23 protein-coding genes are annotated in these 23,614 nt (G+C 38.7%); 20 read left to right on the forward strand and 3 right to left on the reverse strand.

Features of this window, described 5'->3' with window-relative positions; all coding sequences use genetic code 11:
- Positions 1-86: 86 nt before the first annotated feature.
- The 4 genes from ABJD64_RS20260 to gldN are packed head-to-tail and all read left to right on the forward strand — an operon-like array spanning position 87 to position 4,522.
- Entirely contained in the window at positions 87-1,142 is a 1,056-nt protein-coding gene (locus ABJD64_RS20260) for an SUMF1/EgtB/PvdO family nonheme iron enzyme (RefSeq protein ID WP_348180426.1), read from the forward strand.
- A 40-nt stretch (positions 1,143-1,182) separates the two neighbouring features.
- The gene (gldL, locus tag ABJD64_RS20265; protein WP_348180425.1) at positions 1,183-2,016 is read left to right on the forward strand and encodes a gliding motility protein GldL; all 834 of its coding nucleotides are present in this window, start codon (positions 1,183-1,185) and stop codon (positions 2,014-2,016) included.
- A gap of 35 nt (positions 2,017-2,051) precedes the next feature.
- A complete protein-coding gene (gldM, locus tag ABJD64_RS20270; RefSeq protein WP_348180424.1) occupies positions 2,052-3,644 on the forward strand; it encodes a gliding motility protein GldM in 1,593 nt (530 codons plus the stop codon).
- A gap of 11 nt (positions 3,645-3,655) precedes the next feature.
- Positions 3,656-4,522, forward strand: a complete 867-nt coding sequence (gene gldN / locus ABJD64_RS20275) for a gliding motility protein GldN (protein ID WP_348180423.1) — start codon at positions 3,656-3,658, stop codon at positions 4,520-4,522.
- Between the two features lie 32 nt (positions 4,523-4,554).
- On the opposite strand, the gene uvrC is transcribed toward gldN, so the two are convergent.
- Genes uvrC through ABJD64_RS20290 form a run of 3 tightly spaced genes read right to left on the reverse strand, consistent with a single transcriptional unit; the run spans position 4,555 to position 11,135 of the window.
- The gene (gene uvrC / locus ABJD64_RS20280) at positions 4,555-6,354 is read right to left on the reverse strand and encodes an excinuclease ABC subunit UvrC (RefSeq protein WP_348180422.1); all 1,800 of its coding nucleotides are present in this window, start codon (positions 6,352-6,354) and stop codon (positions 4,555-4,557) included.
- A 9-nt stretch (positions 6,355-6,363) separates the two neighbouring features.
- Positions 6,364-8,631, reverse strand: coding sequence for a transglycosylase domain-containing protein (locus tag ABJD64_RS20285; protein ID WP_348180421.1), 2,268 nt, complete (start codon positions 8,629-8,631; stop codon positions 6,364-6,366).
- Positions 8,628-11,135 (reverse strand): methyltransferase, encoded by a 2,508-nt coding sequence (locus tag ABJD64_RS20290; RefSeq protein ID WP_348180420.1) that lies wholly within the window; start codon positions 11,133-11,135, stop codon positions 8,628-8,630. The genes ABJD64_RS20285 and ABJD64_RS20290 overlap by 4 nt, the downstream gene beginning before the upstream one ends.
- Positions 11,136-11,318: 183 nt before the next feature.
- On the opposite strand from ABJD64_RS20290, the gene ABJD64_RS20295 reads away from it, so the two are divergent.
- The 16 genes from ABJD64_RS20295 (at position 11,319) to ABJD64_RS20370 (ending at position 23,230) form a co-directional block, all read left to right on the forward strand.
- Entirely contained in the window at positions 11,319-12,185 is an 867-nt protein-coding gene (locus ABJD64_RS20295; protein WP_348180419.1) for a M23 family metallopeptidase, read from the forward strand.
- 13 nt (positions 12,186-12,198) lie between these two features.
- On the forward strand, positions 12,199-12,621 hold the full coding sequence (locus ABJD64_RS20300) for a polymer-forming cytoskeletal protein (protein ID WP_348180418.1): 423 nt from the start codon (positions 12,199-12,201) through the stop codon (positions 12,619-12,621).
- Positions 12,622-12,823: 202 nt separating this feature from the next.
- Positions 12,824-13,213: a hypothetical protein gene (locus ABJD64_RS20305; protein WP_348180417.1), complete on the forward strand. Its 390-nt coding sequence runs from the start codon at positions 12,824-12,826 to the stop codon at positions 13,211-13,213.
- Positions 13,214-13,227: 14 nt separating this feature from the next.
- The gene (gene atpB / locus ABJD64_RS20310; RefSeq protein WP_348180416.1) at positions 13,228-14,313 is read left to right on the forward strand and encodes a F0F1 ATP synthase subunit A; all 1,086 of its coding nucleotides are present in this window, start codon (positions 13,228-13,230) and stop codon (positions 14,311-14,313) included.
- Positions 14,314-14,349: 36 nt separating this feature from the next.
- A complete protein-coding gene (gene atpE / locus ABJD64_RS20315; protein ID WP_348119761.1) occupies positions 14,350-14,556 on the forward strand; it encodes an ATP synthase F0 subunit C in 207 nt (68 codons plus the stop codon).
- Between the two features lie 72 nt (positions 14,557-14,628).
- The gene (atpF, locus tag ABJD64_RS20320) at positions 14,629-15,123 is read left to right on the forward strand and encodes a F0F1 ATP synthase subunit B (protein WP_348180415.1); all 495 of its coding nucleotides are present in this window, start codon (positions 14,629-14,631) and stop codon (positions 15,121-15,123) included.
- A 1-nt stretch (position 15,124) separates the two neighbouring features.
- Positions 15,125-15,682 (forward strand): ATP synthase F1 subunit delta, encoded by a 558-nt coding sequence (gene atpH, locus ABJD64_RS20325; protein WP_348180414.1) that lies wholly within the window; start codon positions 15,125-15,127, stop codon positions 15,680-15,682.
- 54 nt (positions 15,683-15,736) lie between these two features.
- A complete protein-coding gene (gene atpA, locus ABJD64_RS20330) occupies positions 15,737-17,317 on the forward strand; it encodes a F0F1 ATP synthase subunit alpha (protein ID WP_348180413.1) in 1,581 nt (526 codons plus the stop codon).
- Between the two features lie 9 nt (positions 17,318-17,326).
- The gene (gene atpG, locus ABJD64_RS20335; protein WP_348180412.1) at positions 17,327-18,226 is read left to right on the forward strand and encodes an ATP synthase F1 subunit gamma; all 900 of its coding nucleotides are present in this window, start codon (positions 17,327-17,329) and stop codon (positions 18,224-18,226) included.
- A 70-nt stretch (positions 18,227-18,296) separates the two neighbouring features.
- On the forward strand, positions 18,297-19,127 hold the full coding sequence (locus tag ABJD64_RS20340; RefSeq protein ID WP_348180411.1) for a hypothetical protein: 831 nt from the start codon (positions 18,297-18,299) through the stop codon (positions 19,125-19,127).
- A 92-nt stretch (positions 19,128-19,219) separates the two neighbouring features.
- Positions 19,220-19,771, forward strand: coding sequence for a class I SAM-dependent methyltransferase (locus ABJD64_RS20345; RefSeq protein WP_348180410.1), 552 nt, complete (start codon positions 19,220-19,222; stop codon positions 19,769-19,771).
- Between the two features lie 6 nt (positions 19,772-19,777).
- Positions 19,778-20,374, forward strand: coding sequence for a sigma-70 family RNA polymerase sigma factor (locus ABJD64_RS20350; protein WP_348180409.1), 597 nt, complete (start codon positions 19,778-19,780; stop codon positions 20,372-20,374).
- The gene (locus ABJD64_RS20355; RefSeq protein ID WP_348180408.1) at positions 20,361-20,873 is read left to right on the forward strand and encodes a hypothetical protein; all 513 of its coding nucleotides are present in this window, start codon (positions 20,361-20,363) and stop codon (positions 20,871-20,873) included. The genes ABJD64_RS20350 and ABJD64_RS20355 overlap by 14 nt, the downstream gene beginning before the upstream one ends.
- Positions 20,870-22,021, forward strand: a complete 1,152-nt coding sequence (locus ABJD64_RS20360; protein WP_348180407.1) for a hypothetical protein — start codon at positions 20,870-20,872, stop codon at positions 22,019-22,021. Before ABJD64_RS20355 ends, ABJD64_RS20360 begins: the two co-directional genes overlap by 4 nt.
- Before the next feature lie 23 nt (positions 22,022-22,044).
- Positions 22,045-22,566, forward strand: coding sequence for a hypothetical protein (locus tag ABJD64_RS20365; protein WP_348180406.1), 522 nt, complete (start codon positions 22,045-22,047; stop codon positions 22,564-22,566).
- A gap of 10 nt (positions 22,567-22,576) precedes the next feature.
- Positions 22,577-23,230 (forward strand): hypothetical protein, encoded by a 654-nt coding sequence (locus ABJD64_RS20370; RefSeq protein ID WP_348180405.1) that lies wholly within the window; start codon positions 22,577-22,579, stop codon positions 23,228-23,230.
- Positions 23,231-23,614: the final 384 nt, after the last annotated feature.

A 23,614-nucleotide genomic window follows, 5' to 3' on the forward strand; every position in this document is an offset into this window, starting at 1 on the left:
TAAAGATTATATTTATGGTTTAAACCGTGCAATATATTTTGTGTATACTTGTTATGTTAAAGTATGAATGTTATAAATGTTGTGTTATGAATAAATTTAGTGTAAACCGAATTTTTTCGTTTCTTTTCCTATTCATTATTCTTGTTGGTACTCAAAGTTGTAGCTTACTAAATATCTTCGGAGGTAAGGGCGGCCAGATTGACAGCAATGGAGAGTTGATAGGAGCTCAAGGACGAGAAGGTTGGGAAATGGCTCGGCCATTCGGTATGGTAGCAATTCCCCCTGGGACTTTCCACATGGGACAAGCTGATGAGGATGTAGCTGCTACCCAAATCAATTATAATAAACAGGTTACTATCGGCCCATTTTATATGGACGATACTGAAATTACAAACAATGAATATCGTCAATTTGTTGAAGATATTACTGAGGGATCAGAAACTGATCTTCCAGAAGGGTTTGTTGTTGAAGATTTAGTTCCAGATTCTTCCGTTTGGGTAAGAGACTTCACGCATCATATGGGAGATCCAATGATGGTGTACTACTGGTCACACCCGGCTTTCGATCATTATCCTGTAGTAGGGGTAGATTGGGAGGCTGCTAAGTATTTTTGTAAATGGAGGACAGATCATTTGAATAATTTCCGTGCGGATCGCGGACTTTTTCCAATGCCTAATTTTAGACTTCCTTCCGAAGCGGAGTGGGAGTACGCGGCTAGAGGAGGAAGAGATATGAATAAGTACCCTTGGGGTAGCCCATATATCAGGAATAAAAAAGGATGTCTTTTAGCAAACTTTAAGCCGGGTCGAGGAAATTACTTCGATGATGGATTTGCTTATACCTCACCAGTAGGGACCTTCTTTGCAAATGATTATGGGCTTTATGAAATGTCAGGAAATGTTGCTGAATGGTGCGAAGATGCATTTAACCCGTCTGCAATGCCGCTAGTGTGGGATTTGAACCCTACTTATTTTGACGATGATGAACCAAAAAAGGTTATAAGAGGTGGCTCTTGGAAAGATATTGCCTATTATCTTGAGACCGGAACCAAAACCTACGAATTTAAAGACTCAACCAGAGCATCTATTGGATTCAGATGTGCAATGACACATTTGGGTAGATCCGGTGGAAATGAATTTTAATAATTAAAACTGTATTAAATAACCTAAAATATTAAATAATATGAGTGCGAAAAAAGGTGGATTTAAAGAGCTTTTGTTTTCAACAATAATGCCAAAGGTATATGGCATTGGAGCTGCTGTAGTAATTGTTGGTGCTATGTTTAAAATTCTTCACCTGCCAGGTGCAAGTGAGATGCTTACCATAGGGTTGAGTACTGAGGCAGTAATATTCTTCTTGAGTGCGTTTGAACCAAAGCATGCTGAAACTGATTGGTCTAAAGTTTATCCAGAATTAGCAGATGACTATGATGGACCTAAAGCTCAACCACGTGCGGCGGTACCAGCCGCAGCAGGAGGAGCATCACAGCAAATGGATAAAATGTTGGCGGAGGCCAAGGTTGGACCAGATTTAATTAAAAGCTTAGGTGATGGCATGAGGCATATGGCTGAATCCGCAAAGAAAATGTCAAATTTGAGCGATGCGGCTGTTGCAACCAATGAGTATGCAACAAACGTTAAAACTGCTTCAAAGTCACTCATAGAAATGAACAAATCATATGCCACAACAGCTACTTCTATGTCTGATATGGCTAACGCTTCTAAGGACGCTTCCGAGTATCACTCTCAAGTGAAAAACGTCACCAAGAACCTTGGAGCACTTAATGCAGTTTATGAAATGGAACTTCAGGATGCTAACAGTCACGTGAAAGCAATGAACAAGTTCTATTCTAATGTCACTTCCGCTATGGAAGGTATGGCTGAGGCAGCTAAGGATACTGAGAAATTCAGATCAGGAATGACAAGTTTGAATACCAACATCACTTCTTTGAACAAGATTTATGGAAGCATGTTGGCAGCTATGAGAGGTGGGGGAGATACTTCATCAGCTAAATAAGTTAAATAATTTTTTAACCTTAAAAAGCGAAAATTATGGCTGGAGGTAAACAATCCGCAAGAGATAAGATGATCGGCATGATGTACTTAGTACTGACCGCCCTTTTGGCTCTGCAAGTAAGTAATAGCGTATTAGAGAAATTTATTTTTATTAATCAAGCATTTGAGGCTACCAATGATGATAAAGTAGATGATAACTCTAAAAAATTAGAAAGCATTCAGAAAACAGTGGCTGATGCTGGTAATCGAGAAAAGGATGTTGCTGTCATGACAAAAGCTCAGGAAGTTAGAGCTGCTACTGCTGAAATTTTGAAAAAAGTGGATGAGTATAAGGAGGAGCTTGTTTCCAGATCTGGTGGTAGAGACCCTGAAACTGGTGTATATTTAGGACAGAAGGATATTGATACGGCTCCCAACATGTTCGTTAATGAAGGATTGGGTGAAGAACTCAAAGAGAAATTGAATGCCTATTCTCAATTCTTGAGAGAGACGACAGGAGACAAAACAATATTAGATATTGCTAAAGATGCAAAAGACATTAAGGTTTTTGCGGAAGACCCGAACCAAAGAGATAAGGGATTTGCAGACTTGAACTTTGGTCATAATACCCCGATGGTTGGAGCTCTTGCTTCTTTAAGTCAATTTCAATCTGATGTAATTACGGAAGAAACAAAAGCGCTCGAAGATTTGGCGCGTCAGGTTGGTGCAGAAGACTTGAAATTCGACCAAATTGTACCAATGGTAAAGCCTCATTCAAAAGTGGTTGCAGCTGGAACGAAGTATGAAGCTGATATGTTTATCGCAGCGTCATCATCTTCTGTTTCTCCTACTATGACAATAAATGGCGAAGAGATAGAGGTTGTTGGAGGTATGGGTAAAGTAGCCTTTACAGCACGACCAGGTACTTACGACAAATCAGGCAATTCAAAGCAATCCTTTATAGGAGCGATTAGCGTGAGAATGCCTGGAGGAAGGGATACCACATTTGTAGACACCATTGAATACATCGTATCTAAACCAGTTATGCAAATTCAATCGGCTTCCGTACAAGCACTTTATTTAAATTGTGGAAATGAATTGGATGTACAAGTACCAGCAATGGGAACTTCATACAACCCTTCCTTTTCAACTAAAGGAGGAACTAATATAGCCGGTGCTGACAAAGGTGAGGTAGTTATTATACCAAACTCAGCAAAAGTGACGTTAAGTGTTTCTAGTAGTGGCAATTTGATTGGAACGCAGGATTTCAAGGTGAAAAGAATCCCAAAGCCAGAGATCATTGTCATGGGTAAAGGAGGCCCTATTAATTTGAAGTCAGGAGTAAAAGGAGCACCTCGATCACTAAAGATTATGGCTAAACCAGATGAGAGTTTTGCTCAATTTTTACCTAAAGATGCTAAATTTAGAGTCTCAGGAGCTGAAATTACACTAGTAAGATCAGGAAGAGCAGTGGGAGCACCACTAAAACTGAAAAGCCCTGATGCAAATTTATCAAGAATTGCATCACAAGCCAGAGCTGGTGATGCTTTGGTGATAGAAGTGAAAAAGGTTCAAAGAAGAAATTTTAAGGGTGATATTGAAAATTTCAAAAACTTTGGACCAAGAATTATTACGGTGAGAATAAACTAAACAAATAGGTTATGAAGAAATTTTGTTATGTAATTGGCCTTTTTGTCTGTTTTGCTTTGTTCGCTACTGAATCGAGCAGGGCACAGGAAAAATCGGATGGATATAATAAGGATTCTGTTCGTCCTGTGAATGAAGCATACAAAATGTTCAAAAAAACAGTTTGGAGAAGAATGGATCTGGAAGAAAAACAAAATGCTCCGTTCTTTTCTAGAAATGGAGAATTGTCGACCATTATCATCAATGCTGTAAAATCTGGATTACTCTTTCCATATACAAACGATTCTGTCAATACAAGAATGTCGAAGGAGACATTTTTAGAGAACATGAAGTTTGAGGACGAAGGAGGAGGATTGACACAGGAGGAAATTGATATGGGATTCGGGGCTGATTCTGATGATGATTTTTTTGGAGGAGGAGGCGATGATGCTGAAGAACCAGAAGAAGAAATTGTTGATAGCAACGAATTCGCGACGAGAGATTTTTCAATTGCAGAAATTAAAGAGGAGATATACTTTGATCGGATGAGGTCTAGGATTTTCTATGATATTCAAGCGATTACTTTATTCCTTCCTGCCGATAAGAATCCCGCACTCTTTGAAAAGCCACTGGCTGCATTTAAGTACAAAGATTTAGTTGCTTTGTTTAGAAGTATGCCAGATGAGGCAATTTGGTACAATGCACAAAACATGGCAGAGCATAGGAATATGGCTGACGCATTCAATTTGAGATTATTTGGTTCAAACTTGACAAAATTTGCTAATCCAAAGGATGATCGAATTGTTGATATTTATACCAAGTCAAGAAGAGATGCGATTTTGGCATCCAAACAATTAGAATATGATATGGTTGAGTTTGAGAACGAACTTTGGGAGTTTTAAAATCAACCACGCATTCATAAAACTTAAAGGGATCAATTTGATCCCTTTTTTTGTATATATCCTAACAGGATGAGTGCCTTTTTCTTACCAATTATTGCTTCAAGTTGTTGAAAACTAGCGAGTTCAATCTTCTTATAAGATTTAAATTCCTGCAGCAGTTTTTGCTTTGTCTTCTCACCGATTCCTAAGATGAGATCCAACTCTGATTTGACTTGACCTTTGCTTCTAAGTGAGCGATGAAAGGTAATAGCAAAACGATGAGCTTCGTCACGTAATTGTTGAATAAGTTTAAGGGACTCGGATTTTTTACTAATATGGAGAGGAATACTATCTTCAGGATAATATATCTCTTCAAGTCTTTTGGCTATACCAATTATTGGGATGTCAGTGTATATCCCAAGTTCTTTGAGGGCGTCACATGCAGCATGTAATTGACCTTTTCCACCATCTATGACAATAAGATTAGGGAACGGGATGTTCTCATCCTGAAGACGTTTATACCTTCGGAATACAATTTCTTTCATTGACCCAAAATCATCCGGACCAATAACTGTTTTAATTTTAAAATGACGGTAATCTTTTTTTGAGGGTTTGCCATTTTTAAAACAAACCATAGATGCAACAGGATTTGTTCCTTGAATGTTGGAGTTATCAAAGCATTCTATGTGATTAGGAATTGCTTTGAGCTTGAGGTCGTCTTTGAGTTGTTGCGTAACGCGATTTTCCTTCTGCTTCGTTTTTTCGGCCTGGGATAAAGCTTCTTTTTTGTGATAAAGAGCATTTTTTAGTGATAACTCGACCAATTTTCTTTTATCTCCGATTTGGGGTACATTCACTTCCATTGAGTCTTCCCAATATTCGAATATTTTATTACTGAGTATGGTCTTTGATTCGCTATTGAATCTCTCGCGAAGTTCGATTATGAGCAATTCTAGAACTTGTTCGTCGGATTCATCTAATCTCTTTTTCACAGTAATGGAATCAGATATGTTAATAATACCATTGTCAACTCTCATATAATTGACAAAGGCCTTTTTTTCAGTGGAAGTGATAGTGATGACATCGATGCCTTTAAGTTTTTTGTTAACGATAACGGTTCGAGATTGAAATTTGTCAAGGAATTCAATTTTGGTTTTAAATTCCTGTGCACTTTCAAAGTTTAATTCCTCTGCAGCGGTTTTCATTGAAGAAAGGAAATGATCCTTTACAATTTTCAAATGTCCCTTGATAATATGACGGGCTTGGTCTATTTCGGCAAGGTAGCTGCTTTCCGACTGAAGGTCTTCACAAGGGCCAAGGCAGTTTCCAATATGATATTCTAAACAGACCTTGAACTTCTTGTTCTCAATATTTTTTTCTGATAGCAAATAATTACAAGTTCTAACATGGTAGAGACTGCGTATTAGTTCTAACACGTTATTGAGTGCTTTGACACTAGTGTATGGGCCGAAGTACTCTCCTTCGTTGAGTTCGGCGCGACGAGTCGAGTAAATTTTAGGAAATCTGTCGTTAGATATGCAAATGAAGGGAAAACTTTTGTCATCTTTAAGTAGTATGTTGTACTTAGGCTGATTCTCCTTGATAAGATTATTTTCTAATAACAAGGCGTCATATTCGGAATCAACTATTACATAGTCCACATGATCAATTTCCCTGACCAACTTTCTTGTTTTGAGACTGTTCCCAGTTTGTTTATTGAAATAGCTTGTAACTCTTTTTTTTAAATTTTTGGCTTTGCCAACATATATCAGAACGCCTTTATTGAAGTACTTGTATACGCCAGGAGAATTGGGTAATGACTTTAAATCGACGGGATATTTTTTATTACCCAAAACTTCTGATTAAAGATGGAGGTCGTCGAATCCGAGATCAAGGTCCAAAGAATCTGATTCATCAGTTCCTCCTTCATAAAGCTCACAGTTAAGTTCAACACCTAACGGCGTACTCGGTTTTTTGAAATAACCTTTTTCCACACCGGTTCGCGGATCGTCATAAACCTTTAGCATGAAATTTTCCCATATCGGCCTGGCGGTCTTGCCTCCCTGGCCCAGAGCCCAGTGTTTGAAGTGAATGCTACGATCATCACCACCTACCCAGGCACCAGCTACCAAATCATGGGTGACACCCATATACCACCCATCAGAGGCGTTCTGCGTGGTGCCTGTTTTTGCTCCAATTTCGTTGTTTTGCTTTAATCTATAATCTAAAGCGTGAGCGGACCCTCCTCGCTCTTCCATTGCTCCTTTTAGCATATGTAGCATAAGATAGGCTGTCTTTTCACTCAGAGCCTCTCTTCTTTTTGGAATGAAATCCTGAACAATTACACCATTTTTGTCTTCAATTCTGGTAATAAAAAAAGGTTGAGTCCAAACGCCTTGATTGGCAAACGTAGAATAGGCACCTACCAGTTCATAAAGCGAAACCTCTCCAATGCCCAAACATAGAGCGGGCACTGCAGGTAATGGACTTTCTATGCCGCATGTATGTGCCATTTTAACTGCTGCTCGCGGTGTGATCCTTTGCATGATTCTGGCCGTAACAGAATTGACCGATGCAGCCATTGCTCTACGGATGGTCATGGTTTCGCCGGTAAATTTTCCATTGGCGTTTTGAGGTGTCCATGTTGGGTTTTCAGGATCATCCATCATCCAGGTTACGGGAGCGTCGACAGCGGTATAGCAAGGGGAATATCCATCATCAATGGCTTGGGCATATACAAATGGTTTGAACGTAGATCCCGGTTGTCTTTTACTTTGTTTGACATGGTCAAATTTGAAGTACCTATGATCAATGCCACCTACCCAAGCCTTGATGTGTCCGGTCTGAGGGTCCATAGCCATAAAGCCAGACTGCAGAAAGTGTTTATAATATTTGAGTGAGTCGATTAAACTAAACGTAGTATCGATTTCGCCCCCCCAGCTGAATACTGACATCTTTCTTGGGTAGTTAAGCCAATAATTAAGCGAATCAGAGTCTTCCCCATACTTAGTTGCCAGGAGTTTGTAATTCGGAGTTCGCTTAATAGCTTTATCCACAAAATCCAGAATTTCATTGCCGTCTTCATCAATCCAAGGTGCATCTCCCTCCAAATGGTTGATGAAAACCTGCTGTAGAGTGTCCATTTCTTCGGCCATCGCCTGTTCAGCATACAGCTGCATCTTGCTATCAATGGTTGTGTAAATTTTTAGGCCGTCAGCAAACAGGTCATATCCATTAGTCTTTGACCAACTCATTAGAAAATTACGCATGACGGTCCTAAAGTAAGTTGCCAGACCTTCATTTTGGTCTTGTACTTTATATTGAAGTCCGAAATCAGAAATTTTCAATGAATCATAAGTAGCTCTGTCAATTTTTTTATACTTGAGAAGGTTATATAGTATTTCAGTTCTCTTCTCTAAGGCAAATTCAGGATTTCTTATGGGATTGTACCTTGTGGGTTTGTTTATGAGGCCAACTAAAATTGCTGACTCCTTATGGTTTAATTCACTAGGTAATTTGTTGAAATAGGTCTGTGCAGCGACTTTGATACCGTACGTGTTATTTCCGTATTCTATTGTGTTCAAATACATCGCCAAAATTTCCTCCTTGGTGTATGAACTTTCCAACTGGATGGAAACTATCCATTCTTTCATTTTTATTATGAAAATCCCTAGACCGGGAACGTTACTTAGCTTGCCACCCAAATCTCTGGTCTTGAAAAGATTTTTAGCCACCTGCTGAGTAAGTGTACTGCCGCCGCCGGCATTCCTATTTCCCATGAGGATGGTTTGAAATAAGACACGGCCAAGACCTCTTAAGTCTATTCCTGAATGCTGAGTAAATCTTATATCCTCCGTTACAAGGAGCGCATCGATCAGTTCCTGAGATAACTCATTGTATGAAACTTCGGTCCGGTTATGGCGAAAGTACTTACCTAAAGATATGCCATCAGCGGAAAATAATTCTGAGGATAAATCCGGGTCAGGTTTTTCAAGTGATTTAGTACTTGGTAGTCCGCCAAATAGCCCAAAAGCATCTATTTTGATACAATAAAACATCAAAAAAATTGCAAGTACACTGACGGTAAGCAATATCCAAACTAATCCTATTAGCCTTTTGTACTTATTCATTGCTGGTAGTTTTTCCTATAAAACTTAAGATATGTTTCCAACTCCTTGGTTTGATATAGAATATTAAAATTGTCTTTTGTGATTACGAAATTAGAAAATTTGCCAGTCTTATTGATTTTTTCGGCTGGCTTTTCGGCTTCCACCTTGGTGTTAAATTCGTTAGCAGATTGCTTATCTAGAAACTCAGAAATTAGCACCATTGAGTGTTTTCCATCCAAAATGAGGTTTCCAATTTTCAACGAGCTGTCTTCCGAAATTAACGTTGCAAAATATTGTGGTAAAGCATCGGACAGTTCTTGGCTCGTTTCGTAGACAAATATGAAGAAATGAGGTTTGTCAAATCTTGAGATAAATTTGGCTCGTGTACTATTGACCAGATTGATCTGGTACCGTTCTGAGGCAACTACCAAAGAATCCGCATAAGGAAGTAGCTCACTCTCGGAATAAGTTTTGATAAAATTGTTTAGCTCATATTGGTATTTGTAGATGGATTCGGATTTTCCTTGAACCAGGACTTTGAGCAGTGCAATGTTATCGACAAAATCGTTGTCAGGGTATTCACGCAGGCCATCATTTATTAGTGACATTGCCTGTTTGTATTCTCCTATTTCGTAATCGAAGTATGCTTCTGCATAAATTTTCTTAAGTTTCTCGCTAGCTGCCTGCGATTCAGCTCGATAATTAGGGTTAACGATTATTTTTGCGTATATACTTTCTGGCGCCTCACTGAGTAGTAAATTCTTATAATAATCGGACTTTGGTAAATTTTCTAGCTCTCTGAAGATGATGAATAGTGAATACATGACCTCTTCCCGATAGCTTGAGTTTGGGAATCTATTAAAAAGAGTTTCAAATGTTTCAGCAGAATTGTGTTTTTCGTTAAGATCAAAATTATAAATGTTGCCCAGTTGATACGTTGCCTCCTCTATTTCATCCAGTAGCTTTTGCTTGTCTTCTTCTGTTTGAGGCAGAGTGGCAAGTAATTCAGATTTGTCAATCTTAAATTCCTTCTCTTCATTTTTAGAAGTCTGCTCAGTTTTATTCTTTTTACTATTATCTTCTGTCTCTTCTTCTGATACTGCAGCAATAGCAGCGCTATTCGATCTTCTCCAATTGTCGTCCAGAGATCGGTCTCCCCATATTCTTTTGAATTCAGACTTGCCTCTTGAGACTGCAGCTGGATTGTAAAAGTACCAGACTGTGCCTTCGAAGTTATTGCTGCCTATGTCTCTTGCAGTTTGATTAAATGGGCTAGAACTATTGGCTGCTAAGCGCGCTTCATTTCGTTGTCTTCTTTTCTCATCCTCCCTTCTTTTCTTCTCTGATTGCTCCTCTTTTTCAATATAGGCTAAGAGGAAACGGTCTAAGGAATCAGGTGGGAGCTTTGTAAGATTGAGCAGGCTATCGTTGACCTGAATGATGGTATATTGCTCTACGAAGTTTTCAAGAACCTTTTGTCTTGCCTCAATTTCTTCATATTCAAGCTCGTCTTTTGGTAAGACACTCAAAGTGCTATCATAATACAGCTTTGCTAGTTTGTACTTGGCAAGACTGTCATAGTATATTCTTCCTAAACTCAAATAACTATGAGCCTTTTGTCGATTGTTATTCACGCTTGATCGAACAGAAGAATTATAGTAGATAATGCCCTGATTAAGATAACCATGACGCACTTCAAACTTTGCCATTTCATAATAAATCTTATCCTTGAACTCTTCATTTTTTCTGTCCTTCAATAGTTTTCTGAAATACTTTCTAACTTTCTTCGCGTCGTTGGTTTTAGCAAGTTGAGTCACCTGTGCCATGTTAAGCTTCGTATAAAAAGATAACTCGTAGGAAGGATTGTTTTTTAGAGTTCTTTTATAATAAACATAGGCTTCACCATCAAAACCTAACGATTGGTAGACTTGGCCAATTATAAAATTAATTCGGGCTCTTTCTTTAAAGTTGGTTATAAGTGCTTCTGCCTGAATTAAATTTTGGACCATACTATTATAGTCTGTGCTTCTCTGGTGGAGATAGGCACGAGTTAGATATAAGTTTTTAAGATTTTTTTTACTGAGTTTTTCTTTCTTTAAATAGTCAGATACAGCAATGGCGTTGTTGCTTTCCTTATACTCAACAAATGTGCGCATCAAGGCCACTAATGCTTCATGTTTGGCATCGTCGTCTTTGCCCTTGGTGTTCACATACTTGAATGTCTCCACCGCATTTTGATAATCTAGACTATAGAACCTTGCCTTGCCGACGAGTACATAAGAATCGTCCTCCCATTTAGAGCCTTTGTGTCGTTGAATAGCTAGAGAAGCTTTTTCAACACAATCTTCTATTTGTGGAGTAAAAGATTTCGCTGCAGTCGTATCGAACTGCGGAAATATCGGCAGAATGAGATTGTAATTCCAATCATACTGCTCTTCAATGGTATTTTCGATTGCTTTAATATGCTCTAAAGCAATAAAGTAGGCATTGTAATGTGCCGTCATGTTGTGATATGAATTGCTCATTACGTTATTTTTTTCCGGGGCACAGGAGCAAAAAACAACGGCAAGACCGAGCAACAGATTTATACTTCGATGGATCAAATTCAATGTTTTCGAATAAACGCAAATTCAAATGCAATTAATACAATAATGGCTTACTAAATATCTATTAATATATATTTTTACCGTAAATCAGAAGCAATTTCCTTGGAACAAAAAAAAACTTTATCAAATCGGCTTACTACCAAATACCTGCTCATTATTAGAAATGAGGAGAATTTCGCTGAAAAATCTACTTATAGTTTTACTTATTCCAAGATAATTCTGGTTCTTCTTCTGTCCTTTTTTGCCTTTTTTGGTTTGAGTTTTTACCTCTCTACTTCCCTGTTGGAGGCATGGTTCGATCCACGCTTTGCTGAGCTCAAGGCCACCAAAGAAGTAATGGAATTAGCTTCTCGGGTTGATTCTTTGCAGCTGGAAGTAACTAAAAAAGACGATTTTATTAATAATATAAAAACGATTATTTCTGGAGAAGATTCTCAATACACGGATGTGGAAAATTCAGGCACTATTGAAAGTACTGAAATCACTCAGATCGTACAATCAGAAGTGATAAACCCTATTGATTCTCAGTTTCGAGAAGAATTTGAAAAAGGGGGCTTAGAATTTCAACTCATTGATAATCGACTTTCAGATGAATTACAGGACTTCTTTTTGTTCAAACCTGTAGATGGGATTGTGTCTGAACATTTTGATCCGCAGATTGATCATTTGGCCATTGATATTGTGGCGAAGCAGGATGAGCCGGTCAAATCTGTAGCTGATGGGACGGTAGTTTTTGCTTCTTGGACACAGGATAGTGGCTATGTCATTGCCATTCAACATAGGGGTAATCTATTATCTATGTACAAACACAATTCGGATTTGTTGAAAAACGTGGGTAATTTTGTCACCGCGGGAGAAGTTATTTCTATCATTGGCAACACTGGGGAACTGACTTCCGGCCCGCATTTGCATTTTGAATTGTGGTATAATGGCAATCCCATTAATCCCGAAGAACTGATTAGATTTTAAACACACCTGTACTATGTTTAATAATAAGCAAGAAATAAAAGAAGTGGAAGAACTTAGCAACTCTAGTAACATTATCGGTAAGGGAACCCTTCTGAACGGTGACATCGAGACCTATGGCAATATTCGTGTAGAAGGTAAGATCGTAGGTAATATGAAAACTAAGTCTAAAGCGGCCTGTGGGCATTCCTCACACATCGAAGGTAACTTGGTGGCACAGAATGCTGAAATTGCAGGACATGTGACTGGCAAGGTCGAAGTTTCCGAGCTACTTATCTTGAAACCATCGGCAATTATCAACGGTGATATTATCACTAATAAACTGATTGTAGAGTCTGGAGCAACCTTCAATGGTGGATGTAAAATGGGTGTAACCATTAAAGAAATTCAAATTGGAGACAAAGCCGAGGCAAAATCGCAACTCCTCAAAGCGGAATAAGGAAACTGATCAACCGCTCTCTTTCCTGAAGTTTTCTGGGATGGCCTTTGAAATGCTAGGCTTCATATTGATCGGGTATTGGCTAGGTAGTAGGTTGGATAGCTACTTTCAAACCGATGCAATCATTACGCTTATAGGAATATTATTGGGCATTACCGGGGCACTTATCAATTTATTCAGGAAACTTCCAAAAAACTAAATCATGAAGGAATTGTCAAAAATCTCTGTCTTTACAGGGATTTTGATTTTAGTAAGCTACTGCCTGATGGAGGTATTGAACTTCTCATTTGTACATCCTGCGATTTATCAAATTATTGGATTCTTGTGGTTTCTGTACACCAGCATACATTTTACCTATTTGTTGGTAGCCAAAAATCCTAATATTGACTCTGCGATACTTCCGTTAGTTGGGCTTGGATTGAGATTTGTTGTGACACTATTTACCTTGATGGTCTGGCTCATGAAGCACCCGGAGAATTCCAAATTGTTCGTACTCAATTTTATGGTAATCTATTTCGTCTACGTAGTGTTTGAAATCACAGCCTTATTGTCTAACTTGCGACGAAATTCAAGTCAAGATCAAAATACATGATTAACGGTCGAATTATGACAACAAGTAAGCATCTGAAAATCAGCATTTTATTAATGGTTTTCGGTCTGTTTGTATCACAGACAAGTTTTGCAGGAGAAACGAAAGAAGGAGAGAAATTCGACCCAAGTGTGATGATCAATCATCACATCATGGATGCTCATGACTGGCATCTTTTTGATCTCAAAGACGACTCCGGAGTAGAACATCCGGTAAGCATACCCTTGCCTGTTATATTATGGGACAATGGCCTTCATGTTTTCATGTCATCTCAATTCCACCATGGACAGAACGTAGTAGAAAGCAACGGTAACTATTACTTTAATGCTCACGAACATATCTACAAAACTGATGCTGATGGTACTTTAGAATATGACGAAAAAGGAGGTATCAGCAACGCTCATCCAATAGATCTTTCTATTACTAAGAATGTAGCCATGCTATTTATCAACGCTTTGGTAATGGTATTAATTTTTATGTCAGTGGCTAGAGGGTATAAGAAAAATGTAAAGCGAGCGCCTAGAGGAATTCAATCTTTTTTCGAACCTATTATTATATATGTCAGAGATGAGATTGTAAAGCCTAACATTGGCCCGAAGTACGAAAAGTATTTGCCTTATTTATTAACCTTATTTTTCTTCGTATGGTTTGGCAACCTGTTAGGACTCTTGCCTGCTGCAGCTAATCTTACAGGTAATATTGCTGTAACAATGACTTTGTCAGTCTTGACTTTGGTGATCACCCTGGCATCAGGAAGAAAAACGTACTGGTTACACATTTTAGATCCGTTAGGCAATAGCATGCCTTGGTTGGCGAAATTGCCTTTATACCTGATCTTGTGGCCAATCGAAATCATTGGAATATTTACTAAGCCCTTCTCATTGATGGTTCGTTTGTTTGCGAATATCACAGCAGGGCACATTATTATATTGAGTATTATAAGTCTAACATTCATTACCCAGAGTTTGGTAGTAGGTGTAGCTTCTACAGCATTTGCAACTGTGATGAACATGTTGGAATTGTTTGTGGCTCTGCTACAGGCTTATGTATTTACACTACTGACATCCATGTATTTTGGACAAGCAGTGGAAGAACATCATTAAGAATTTATTTTTTTTAAACCATATAAATTAATTGTAATGGGAGCAATAGGAGCAGGATTAGCAGTACTAGGAGCAGGTCTTGGTATCGGAATGATCGGTAAAGGAGCTACTGAAAGTATCGCTAGACAACCTGAAGCAGCTGGAAAAATCCAGACAGCAATGATTATCGCAGCAGCCTTGATTGAAGGTGTTGCCTTGTTTGCTGCAGTAATTGGATTTATGTCTGTTAACGCAGGAAATTAATTTTTTTGACATGGTTCTGTTTGCATTAGGCATCAGGACCATGTCTTTTAGTTATTTAAAAAAAGAGATAAAGTGGAACTAGTTACCCCCGGTATTGGACTAATAATTTGGCAAACCATCGTATTCCTCGCAGTGTTTGGAATATTGGCCGGATTCGTTTGGAAACCTATTACTGACGCTTTGAGAACCAGAGAGTCGTTTATTCAGGATTCGCTAGACGCAGCGGAAAATGCTAAAAAGAAAATTGAAGAGCTTAAGCAGGACAATGAGTATTTGCTCCAGGAAGCTCGAATCGAAAGAGACAAAATGCTCAAAGATGCCACCGAGGTTGCCAATAAGATAAAAGAGGAAGCCAAAGACGAAACATCTAAGATCACAGCCAAAATGATTGAAGACGCTAAAGCGGTAATCAATACTGAAAAGAATGCGGCGCTGGCAGATGTAAAAAACCTGGTAGCCAATCTTTCTTTGGATATAGCTGAGAAAGTCTTGAAAAATAGTCTGGCCGACAAAAAGGCACAAGAGACCCTGGTAAAAGATTTAATAAAAGACATAAAAGTCAACTGATATGTCAGAGTTTAGGATAGCATCGAGATATGCAAAGTCTCTTTTGGAATTAGCCGAGGAGAAGAAGTGCCTGGATAAAGTGGTTAAGGACATGCAAATGTTTACAGACGTATGCAATGCAAATCATGATTTGGTTTTGATGTTGAAAAACCCGATCATTAGCCACTTCAAGAAGCTATCTATCCTTAAGGAAATATTTAAAGGAAAGGTCAATGATCTGACTATGTCCATCTTTGAAATTCTTGCAAAGAAGAATAGAGAGATGTACTTGCCTGAGGTTGCTGCGACATTCAAGGCACAATACAATAATTTCAAAGGAATTGTGGAAAGCACAATTACAACTGTCAACCCTCTTTCAGCTGCAGTCAGAAAGGACATCAATGCTATAGTGAAGAAAATCACAAAGAGCGAGGTGGCACTGACGGAAAAGACAGATCCAGATTTGATTGGCGGGTTTGTATTAAAAATAGGAGATAAACAAATAGACGATAGTGTGAGTGGTAAATTGAAAGAACTAAGACTTCAGTTTGTTGACAAAGGCTATGTGAGTAAATTATAATCACTGTTAGGTGATTTTAAAAAGAAATTAAAAGATCTAAAATTAACAATAGTAATGGCAGATGTAAGACCAGATGAAGTTTCATCGATACTGAGAGAGCAACTCTCAAACTTCAGAACAGAGGCTGAATTAGAAGAAATAGGTACAGTACTACAAGTGGGTGATGGCGTAGCCAGAATCTATGGTCTGACTGAAGCACAGTCAGGTGAGCTTTTGGAGTTTGAAAATGGCCTAAAAGCCATGGTTTTGAACCTTGAAGAAGACAATGTAGGTGCGGTACTATTAGGAGAATCTTCAGGTGTAAGGGAAGGTGATACAGTAAAAAGAACCAAGCAAATTGCTTCTATCAAAGCTGGTGATGGCTTGTGTGGAAGAGTAATTGACACGCTTGGAAACCCTATCGATGGTAAAGGTGCGGTCTCTGGCGATCTTTACGAAATGCCACTGGAGCGCAAAGCTCCAGGAGTAATCTACAGACAGCCTGTAGACGAACCTCTTCAGACTGGTATTACTTCAATCGACTCAATGATTCCAATTGGTAGAGGACAAAGAGAGCTGATCATTGGTGATCGTCAGACAGGTAAGACTGCAGTAGCGATTGATACCATTATCAACCAAAAAGAATTTTACGATAAAGGGGAGCCTGTATTTTGTATCTACGTTGCTGTCGGGCAAAAGGCATCCACGGTAGCTGGTATTTACAGTGCTCTGGAAAAGGCCGGTGCAATGGCATATACGGTGATTGTGTCTGCTTCTGCCGCTGATCCTGCTCCCATGCAGTTCTTTGCTCCGTTTACGGGAGCAGCTGTAGGTGAGTACTTTAGAGATACAGGAAGACCGGCGCTAGTGATATATGATGATTTGTCGAAGCAAGCGGTGGCTTACCGTGAAGTTTCATTGTTGCTAAGAAGACCTCCGGGACGTGAAGCATATCCAGGGGATGTATTCTATCTTCACTCAAGATTGTTAGAAAGAGCGGCAAAAGTGAGTCAGAATGATGAAATCGCAAAAGAAATGAATGACTTGCCTGAGTCATTGAAGGATAAAGTAAAAGGTGGCGGATCGTTGACCGCACTTCCTATTATTGAAACACAAGCGGGTGATGTTTCTGCATATATCCCGACTAACGTAATTTCGATTACAGATGGACAGATTTTCCTTGAAACAAACTTGTTCAACTCCGGTATTAGGCCAGCGATCAACGTAGGTATTTCGGTATCTCGTGTGGGTGGTAACGCTCAGATCAAGTCTATGAAAAAAGTAGCAGGTACATTGAAACTAGATCAAGCACAATTTAGAGAGCTAGAGGCTTTCGCTAAATTTGGATCGGATCTTGATGCAGCTACACAGCTGGTAATTTCAAGAGGACAAAAAAACCAGGAAATTCTGAAGCAAGCCCAATACTCTCCGATTCCGGTTGGCGAGCAAGTTGCTACCATCTACGCATCTACCAAGGGTTTCATGGATAAGGTGCCTGTTGAAAAAGCCAGAGCTTATCAGTCCGAGTTTGTGACTGTGATGAAAACACAGCATGAAGATATCCTGACTGCACTTGCTGCTGGAAAGTTCGACGAGGACACAACTACTAAATTAGGCGAAGTAGCGAAAGAAGTTGCTACCAGATTTGAAAACTAAGAAGCTGCAATGGCCAATTTAAAAGAAGTAAAAAATAGGATAGCGTCTGTTACCTCCACTCAGCAAATCACCAGTGCCATGAAAATGGTAGCTGCTGCCAAACTGAAAAGAGCACAAGACAAAATCATTCAGATGCGACCATATTCGCAGAAGCTTACAGGGCTTCTGCAAAACGTATCGGCTGGTTTGGATGAGGGGTCAGACAATCTCTATGGAGAAGAGCGAGAAGTCAATAATGTTCTTCTTGTGGTCGTAACTTCTGACAGAGGACTCTGTGGTGCATTCAACAACAACGTTTTTAAGGCTGCTGTAGCGCTTATAAAAGAGAAGTACTCTTACGAAGACAAGCATGGTGGCGTACATATCTTACCGATTGGCAAAAAAGCATTTGAGTATTTCTCCAAGCGAAACTATCAGGTTATCGATAACTATTATGGACTTTTTTCAGATCTCTCTTTTGAGAAGGCTAAAGTGGCTGCGGAGCATGTGATGAAGTCATTTGTTGATGGTGAATTTGATAAGGTGGAATTGGTGTATAATGAGTTTAAAAATGTGGCTACGCAAATTCTTAGAGTAGAGCAATTTTTGCCTGTAGAGCAAGTTGATTCCGCTGAAGAAGAAGTAGCTGGCAGTTTTGCAAGCCAAGAGTATATTTATCAGCCATCGATGGAATATGTCATAGAAGAGTTGATACCTAAGTCTTTAAAGATTCAATTTTATAAAGCTACTTTGGAATCTAACGCCTCCGAAAATGGGGCTCGTATGACAGCTATGGATCAGGCTACCGACAATGCCGGTGAGATGTTGAAAGCACTTAAGTTGGACTACAATAGAACTCGTCAGGCGGCTATTACTAAAGAGATTCTTGAAATCGTAGGCGGCGCAGAAGCATTAGCAAGCGATGGATAATCAGTATAAAATATAAATGGAAGGCTGAGCTTTAATCGAGTTCAGCCTTTTTTGTTTTTGGATTGATTCGGTGACTTATCTCAAACATATTTTTTCCGTCCTACGCTGGCTTTCCCTCGACGTGGTTGTTGGAGGTATCATATTTACCAAAGCCGTTGCACTGGTAGCAAGAGTGGATTTGCATTGGAGTATTTCTGCTGCATTGGGTTGTTGTATCTGGCTCATCTACACCTTGGACCATTTGATTGATGGGAATAGTTTAGATAAGAAGCCAAGTACTGGAAGACATTCATTTCATAAAAAATATCGGACGCCAATATTCCTATTATTTCTGATAGTTTCTGGATTTGGGCTTAGGCTATTATTCTACTTGCCTTATAGTACATTAATTTATGGTTGTGTGCTGTTGGGGTTCGTTGGTCTTTATTTTTTATCGATTTGGTTGTTTAGGATTTACTTTGCCAAAGAGATTTTTATAGCCGTGCTCTATTCTTGTGGTATATTTTTAGGTGTATTTTCGATAGGACCGCAATTAGATATTACCATTTATTTCCTTTTTGTGCAGACTATTTTGCTCGCATCGATCAATTTGCTCCTTTTTTCATATTATGAGATAAGTACTGACATACAGGATGGTTATCGTTCTTGGACAACTCATTTTGGGATTCCAAAAACATTGAAACATCTTCGTTGGCTATTTTCGTTCTTAGGGGTATCCATCATTGGAGCATTCTTTTTTTCTCAATCTTTTGTGCAGATGTACTTTCAGGTAATATTCATTGCAATGACTGTAACTCTTGGTTTGATTTACGCCAAACCGCTATGGTTCAAGGAGAAAGAAAGGTTTCGATGGATTGGTGATGCAATATTTATCCTACCTGGAATGATCTATTGGTTTTGAATAATTTCGATGGCATAGCGAGGTTTTATGATGCTTTGGCAAGTATAGTTTTTCGCGGAGAAATTCTAAAATCGCAAAATCATTTCATTCACTTGATTAAGGCAAATAGTCATTTACTGATCGTTGGCGGCGGTTCGGGTAAAGTTCTCGAAGCGCTTAATCGACTTAATCTACCCTTACTTATAGATTTTGTAGAACCCTCTAGTCAAATGATCAATAGGGCAAAAATGGGTGCTTCTAGGTTTTCTAACTTGGATATACATTTTCATCAAGCAAAGCTCGAAGAATTCGACCCTTCCAAGGCATATGATTGGATATGTTGTTTTTACTTTCTGGATTTGTTTGAAAAGAAAAACTTGATTCAAAATATAGACTTGCTGAAGGATTTGATGACTGATCAAGGCAATCTGATTGTTTCGGACTTCCAAATCTTGAAGAACAAAACATGGCAAATGGTTTTGTCAGCAATTATACACACCTTCTTTAGATTTACAACTAGATTAGAAAGCAAGGAGCTTAAAGATATTAATAAAGTAATTGTTGGTCAGAGATTTGAACGAATTGAATTTTGTGAATTTTTTGATCGGTTTATCTTTAGTGCTGTATATAAAAATAATGTCTTTAAGAATGGAAACCATTCTTAAAGAAGCATGTCTATAGAGTATTCTGTAACAGAGGTGAAAAACATTCAGTACGACATACATAGAGAACTCATTCTACGATGCCAGGCCGGAGATCGGGTGGCACAGAATGAAATGTACAGAAGGTATGCTGGTGCCATGTACAACATTTGTCGGCGTATGATGAATGACGATGATGATGCCAAGGATCTATTACAAGATGTTTTTGTTGAGGCATTTTTAAAGATAGGAACACTAAAGGAACTCAGTACATTCAGTGCCTGGATAAAGCGTATCACGGTCAACAAGTGCATAAATGCCATCAAAAAGAAACGGATTTTTGCGGTTTCACTAGACGAGAGTATGGATCCAGCGGAAGAGCAGGAAGTGATTGACAAAGAAATCATCAGTCACGAAGCTCAGAATATCATGAAGGCACTGGAACAAATTTCGGATGGTTGTAGAACAGTATTCAACTTGTATTTATTCGAAGGCTATGATCATAAGGAGATAAGCCAGATTATGAGTATTTCGGAGTCTGCTTCGAAGGCACAGTATAGCAAGGCCAAGCAGAAGATCCGCAACTTATTGACAGTACAAAGTAACAAGAGCTATGGAAACAAATGATTTGAAAAATTTTGTGGACCTGAATCGCGATGCTTTCGAAGTATACGATTATAAAGCTGAGGATTGGGAACAAATAGCTGACAGGCTTGATAAATCAAGGCAGCATAAGCGCAGTGTGATTATTCCTCTCAGGTATGTGTGGCGAGCTGCGGCAATTGTATTATTTGTATTGGGCGGGACTTTTTATATGAGCTGGGTAAATTGGAATGCTCAAACGCAGGAAATGATGATGAGTACCGAACTTCAGGAAGCGGAGTACTACTACAACGACCTTATTGCGATCAAAGTCGCAGAAATATCACGACTGGATCGAACGGCTGAGCAAGAGGTTTTTCGAAATATGGAAGTATTGGACCAAGCGTTTTTAGAATTGAAAAGGGATTTAAAAGATAACGCAGACAATGAGGAAGTACTTCATGCAATGATCGATAATTATAAAATCAAACTTGAAATATTGGAACAAATAATAATGCAGCTAGAAGAGCGCAAGGAATTATGACCAGAAAAGGAACATATCGAATGATTCTTAGGGGAATGCTCCTGGCGATAGGAGTGATACTGGCCGCGTATATTACTCATGCACAAACCAGAACATTGACTAAGAATATTTCCCAATCTTTTGAAATAGAGGAAAAATCTACCATTGAATTGACCAACAAATATGGGCAAGTGATTGTGGATACCTGGGATAAAGATTCTGTGATTGTAAATGTGAAAATTACAGCCTATGGTAAGAACGACGAGGCGCTTACAAAGAATATGCAGCGAGTGAATGTTGAATTCAAAAATTTTGGTGATCTACTAAATATTGAAACAGTACTCGACCGAAATTCAAGCATGTTCAAAGAGGTTATGAATAGTTTAGGAGACTATTCGAAGACCATTATCAGCAAGAACAAAATCAGCATAGATTATGACTTAATAATTCCACACAAAGCAATTTTGATACTAGATAATAAGTTCGGCGATGTTTATGTGCAAAACTTGACCCAGAAAGCAACCATCAAAGTGGCTCACGGAGATTTTAAGGCCGAAGAATTAAGCGGTACCAGTAGATTGAACTTCAGCTTCGGAAAGGTTAGAATAAAAAAATTGGAAAAGGCATTTATCGAACTGAAAGGAGCGGACTTTGATTTAAGAGAAGGAGGCGATATAGACCTTACGAGTAGTTCTTCGACTTTTGATGTCAGAGCTGTTAAAAGTCTGAAAGTTGATTCACGAAACGACAAAATTTATCTAGAAAAGGTAACTGCGGTGAGAGGTTACTCGAGTTTTTCAAATGTATTGATAGACAGCATGTTAGATCGTATAGATATGGAATTAAACTATGGAGACATTAGGATTAATAGTATTAACAGCAACTTTAATTTGGTGAATTTGAAAAGTAGAACCGCAGACGTGAATATCAGCCTGGACATGGGGGCCTATTTTTTAGCAACTTTGAAAGGCAGAGAAGATCGGATGTTTTTAACTAGAAATTTTATGGGGATGGAAAAAGTGCGTAACGACGAAAATGAAAAAATCATCACGCTGTCAGGCGAAGTAGGTATGATAAAAGCAAAACGAAGTCAGGTGAACATAGAAGGAGAATCGGGGGAGGTCATCGTATATCTTGAAGAGACAGGTGGCATTACCAATAAGAATTAATCAGGTCTATCTCAATGAACTATATGCGTAATTTATTTAAAGCTTTATGTATAGCCATACTGCTTGTGGTCAGCTTTGGCCAAATCCAAGCCCAGCAATATGACAGATCGGCTGGAATTAGACTTGGGGGTAGCTCTGGTTTGACCTTCAAAAAATTTATTGTAGACGAACAAGCCATTGAACTAATAATAAGTAATCAAAAAAATGGCATACAATTGACCGGTATGTTTCTCATGCATCAACCTATGCACGTTTCATTCAATGAGAACTTTTATTTTTATTATGGAGTAGGTGGGCATGTAGGCGTGGAAGAACACGACAACCTCGATAAAATACTGTCTAATAATGATCCTACCATGTTTCTTTATGAAGAAAAAAGCTACCTAACACTAGGAATTGATGGTATGATAGGTATTGAATATAGAATGCTAAGTGTACCAATTACGCTCAGTATCGATTCTAAACCCTACCTCAATTATGTTGGGTTAAGAAAAGTTAAAGCTGATTTTTGGGATGCCTCAATCGCTATCAAGTATGTATTTTAATTTTTGGACGATGAGTAAAATGAAGTATATAGCAGGAGTCTTGTTTCATTTTGTGTTCTTGTCGACGCAGGCTCAGCAATTCACCGATACACCAAAAAAAGGTGAAGTCAAGTCGCTTATAGGAAGAGGGAAAGAAATTACTGGCTTTGGCAATATAGATTTTCGAGTAGGTGAGGTTGTCTCTCAGCAGGCCCTGATTATGGGTGCCTATGGAGGTATCTTGGTAAACAAGAACATTATGCTCGGGGTTGCGGGTTATGGTATAGCTACAGAATCGCAGTTTGAAGGATTCGATCCTGAGACTAACGAGCTCAGAGATTTGAACATTTATGGTGGTTACGCCGGTATGCTTATGGGTTTTAAAGTTGCCTCTAAAGAAATCATACATCTCAGTGTACCTATGGTTATAGGTGCCGGCCATCTGGATGTGTCTGATGACAACTACTTTAATGTACCAAATGGTGATAATGATTTCACCTTGGAGTCAACCTCCTTTTTTGTATTTGAACCTTCGGCTCTGGTAGAACTCAACATTTCATACCATTTCAGGATGGGATTTGGAGCTGGGTATCGATTAGTGAGGGGTTCAAGTTTGGAAAACCTTGCAGATGATAATCTTTCCGGTTTTTCAGGAGTGTTATCATTTCAGTTTGGAAATTTTTGAATGTGACATGCTGGATGTTGTACGCACCTTGGGAATGAGAAACATTTGAAAAAAAAATAATACGAGTTTATCAATTTCTTTTTATCGTTTCCTTTAATTGTACTACATTTGATTCTGAACAGTTCCCTGTTTGCTAAGGAAGTGCGATTTGAATCGTTAGTTGAATTCAATCTAATCTAATTCATTTCTAATTTAGGGTTTATTCTAAATAATGAACCGACTTCTTTGGGTGTTGCACCCTTTTTTATTAAAAACCCCTGTCAGAATTACAATTTGAGCTAAGCGCCTGGCTTGAATTCACTGCTTTGTTTATAGCATTGGGGCCAGCCAATTGTGTTCATCTCATGTTGTAAAAATCAATTTTACTACATACTAACAATTCTA

The organism is Reichenbachiella sp., assembly GCF_039944555.1.
Taxonomy (GTDB): domain Bacteria; phylum Bacteroidota; class Bacteroidia; order Cytophagales; family Cyclobacteriaceae; genus Reichenbachiella.

Coding starts and splice junctions, on each gene's coding strand:
- ABJD64_RS20260 (WP_348180426.1), top strand. CDS start 87: ATGAATAAATTTAGTGTAAACCGAATTTTTTCGTTTCTTTTCCTATTC.
- gldL (WP_348180425.1), top strand. CDS start 1,183: ATGAGTGCGAAAAAAGGTGGATTTAAAGAGCTTTTGTTTTCAACAATA.
- gldM (WP_348180424.1), top strand. CDS start 2,052: ATGGCTGGAGGTAAACAATCCGCAAGAGATAAGATGATCGGCATGATG.
- gldN (WP_348180423.1), top strand. CDS start 3,656: ATGAAGAAATTTTGTTATGTAATTGGCCTTTTTGTCTGTTTTGCTTTG.
- ABJD64_RS20285 (WP_348180421.1), bottom strand. CDS start 8,631: ATGAATAAGTACAAAAGGCTAATAGGATTAGTTTGGATATTGCTTACC.
- ABJD64_RS20290 (WP_348180420.1), bottom strand. CDS start 11,135: ATGAGCAATTCATATCACAACATGACGGCACATTACAATGCCTACTTT.
- ABJD64_RS20300 (WP_348180418.1), top strand. CDS start 12,199: ATGTTTAATAATAAGCAAGAAATAAAAGAAGTGGAAGAACTTAGCAAC.
- ABJD64_RS20305 (WP_348180417.1), top strand. CDS start 12,824: ATGAAGGAATTGTCAAAAATCTCTGTCTTTACAGGGATTTTGATTTTA.
- atpB (WP_348180416.1), top strand. CDS start 13,228: ATGACAACAAGTAAGCATCTGAAAATCAGCATTTTATTAATGGTTTTC.
- atpE (WP_348119761.1), top strand. CDS start 14,350: ATGGGAGCAATAGGAGCAGGATTAGCAGTACTAGGAGCAGGTCTTGGT.
- atpH (WP_348180414.1), top strand. CDS start 15,125: ATGTCAGAGTTTAGGATAGCATCGAGATATGCAAAGTCTCTTTTGGAA.
- atpA (WP_348180413.1), top strand. CDS start 15,737: ATGGCAGATGTAAGACCAGATGAAGTTTCATCGATACTGAGAGAGCAA.
- atpG (WP_348180412.1), top strand. CDS start 17,327: ATGGCCAATTTAAAAGAAGTAAAAAATAGGATAGCGTCTGTTACCTCC.
- ABJD64_RS20350 (WP_348180409.1), top strand. CDS start 19,778: ATGTCTATAGAGTATTCTGTAACAGAGGTGAAAAACATTCAGTACGAC.
- ABJD64_RS20355 (WP_348180408.1), top strand. CDS start 20,361: ATGGAAACAAATGATTTGAAAAATTTTGTGGACCTGAATCGCGATGCT.
- ABJD64_RS20360 (WP_348180407.1), top strand. CDS start 20,870: ATGACCAGAAAAGGAACATATCGAATGATTCTTAGGGGAATGCTCCTG.
- ABJD64_RS20365 (WP_348180406.1), top strand. CDS start 22,045: ATGCGTAATTTATTTAAAGCTTTATGTATAGCCATACTGCTTGTGGTC.
- ABJD64_RS20370 (WP_348180405.1), top strand. CDS start 22,577: ATGAGTAAAATGAAGTATATAGCAGGAGTCTTGTTTCATTTTGTGTTC.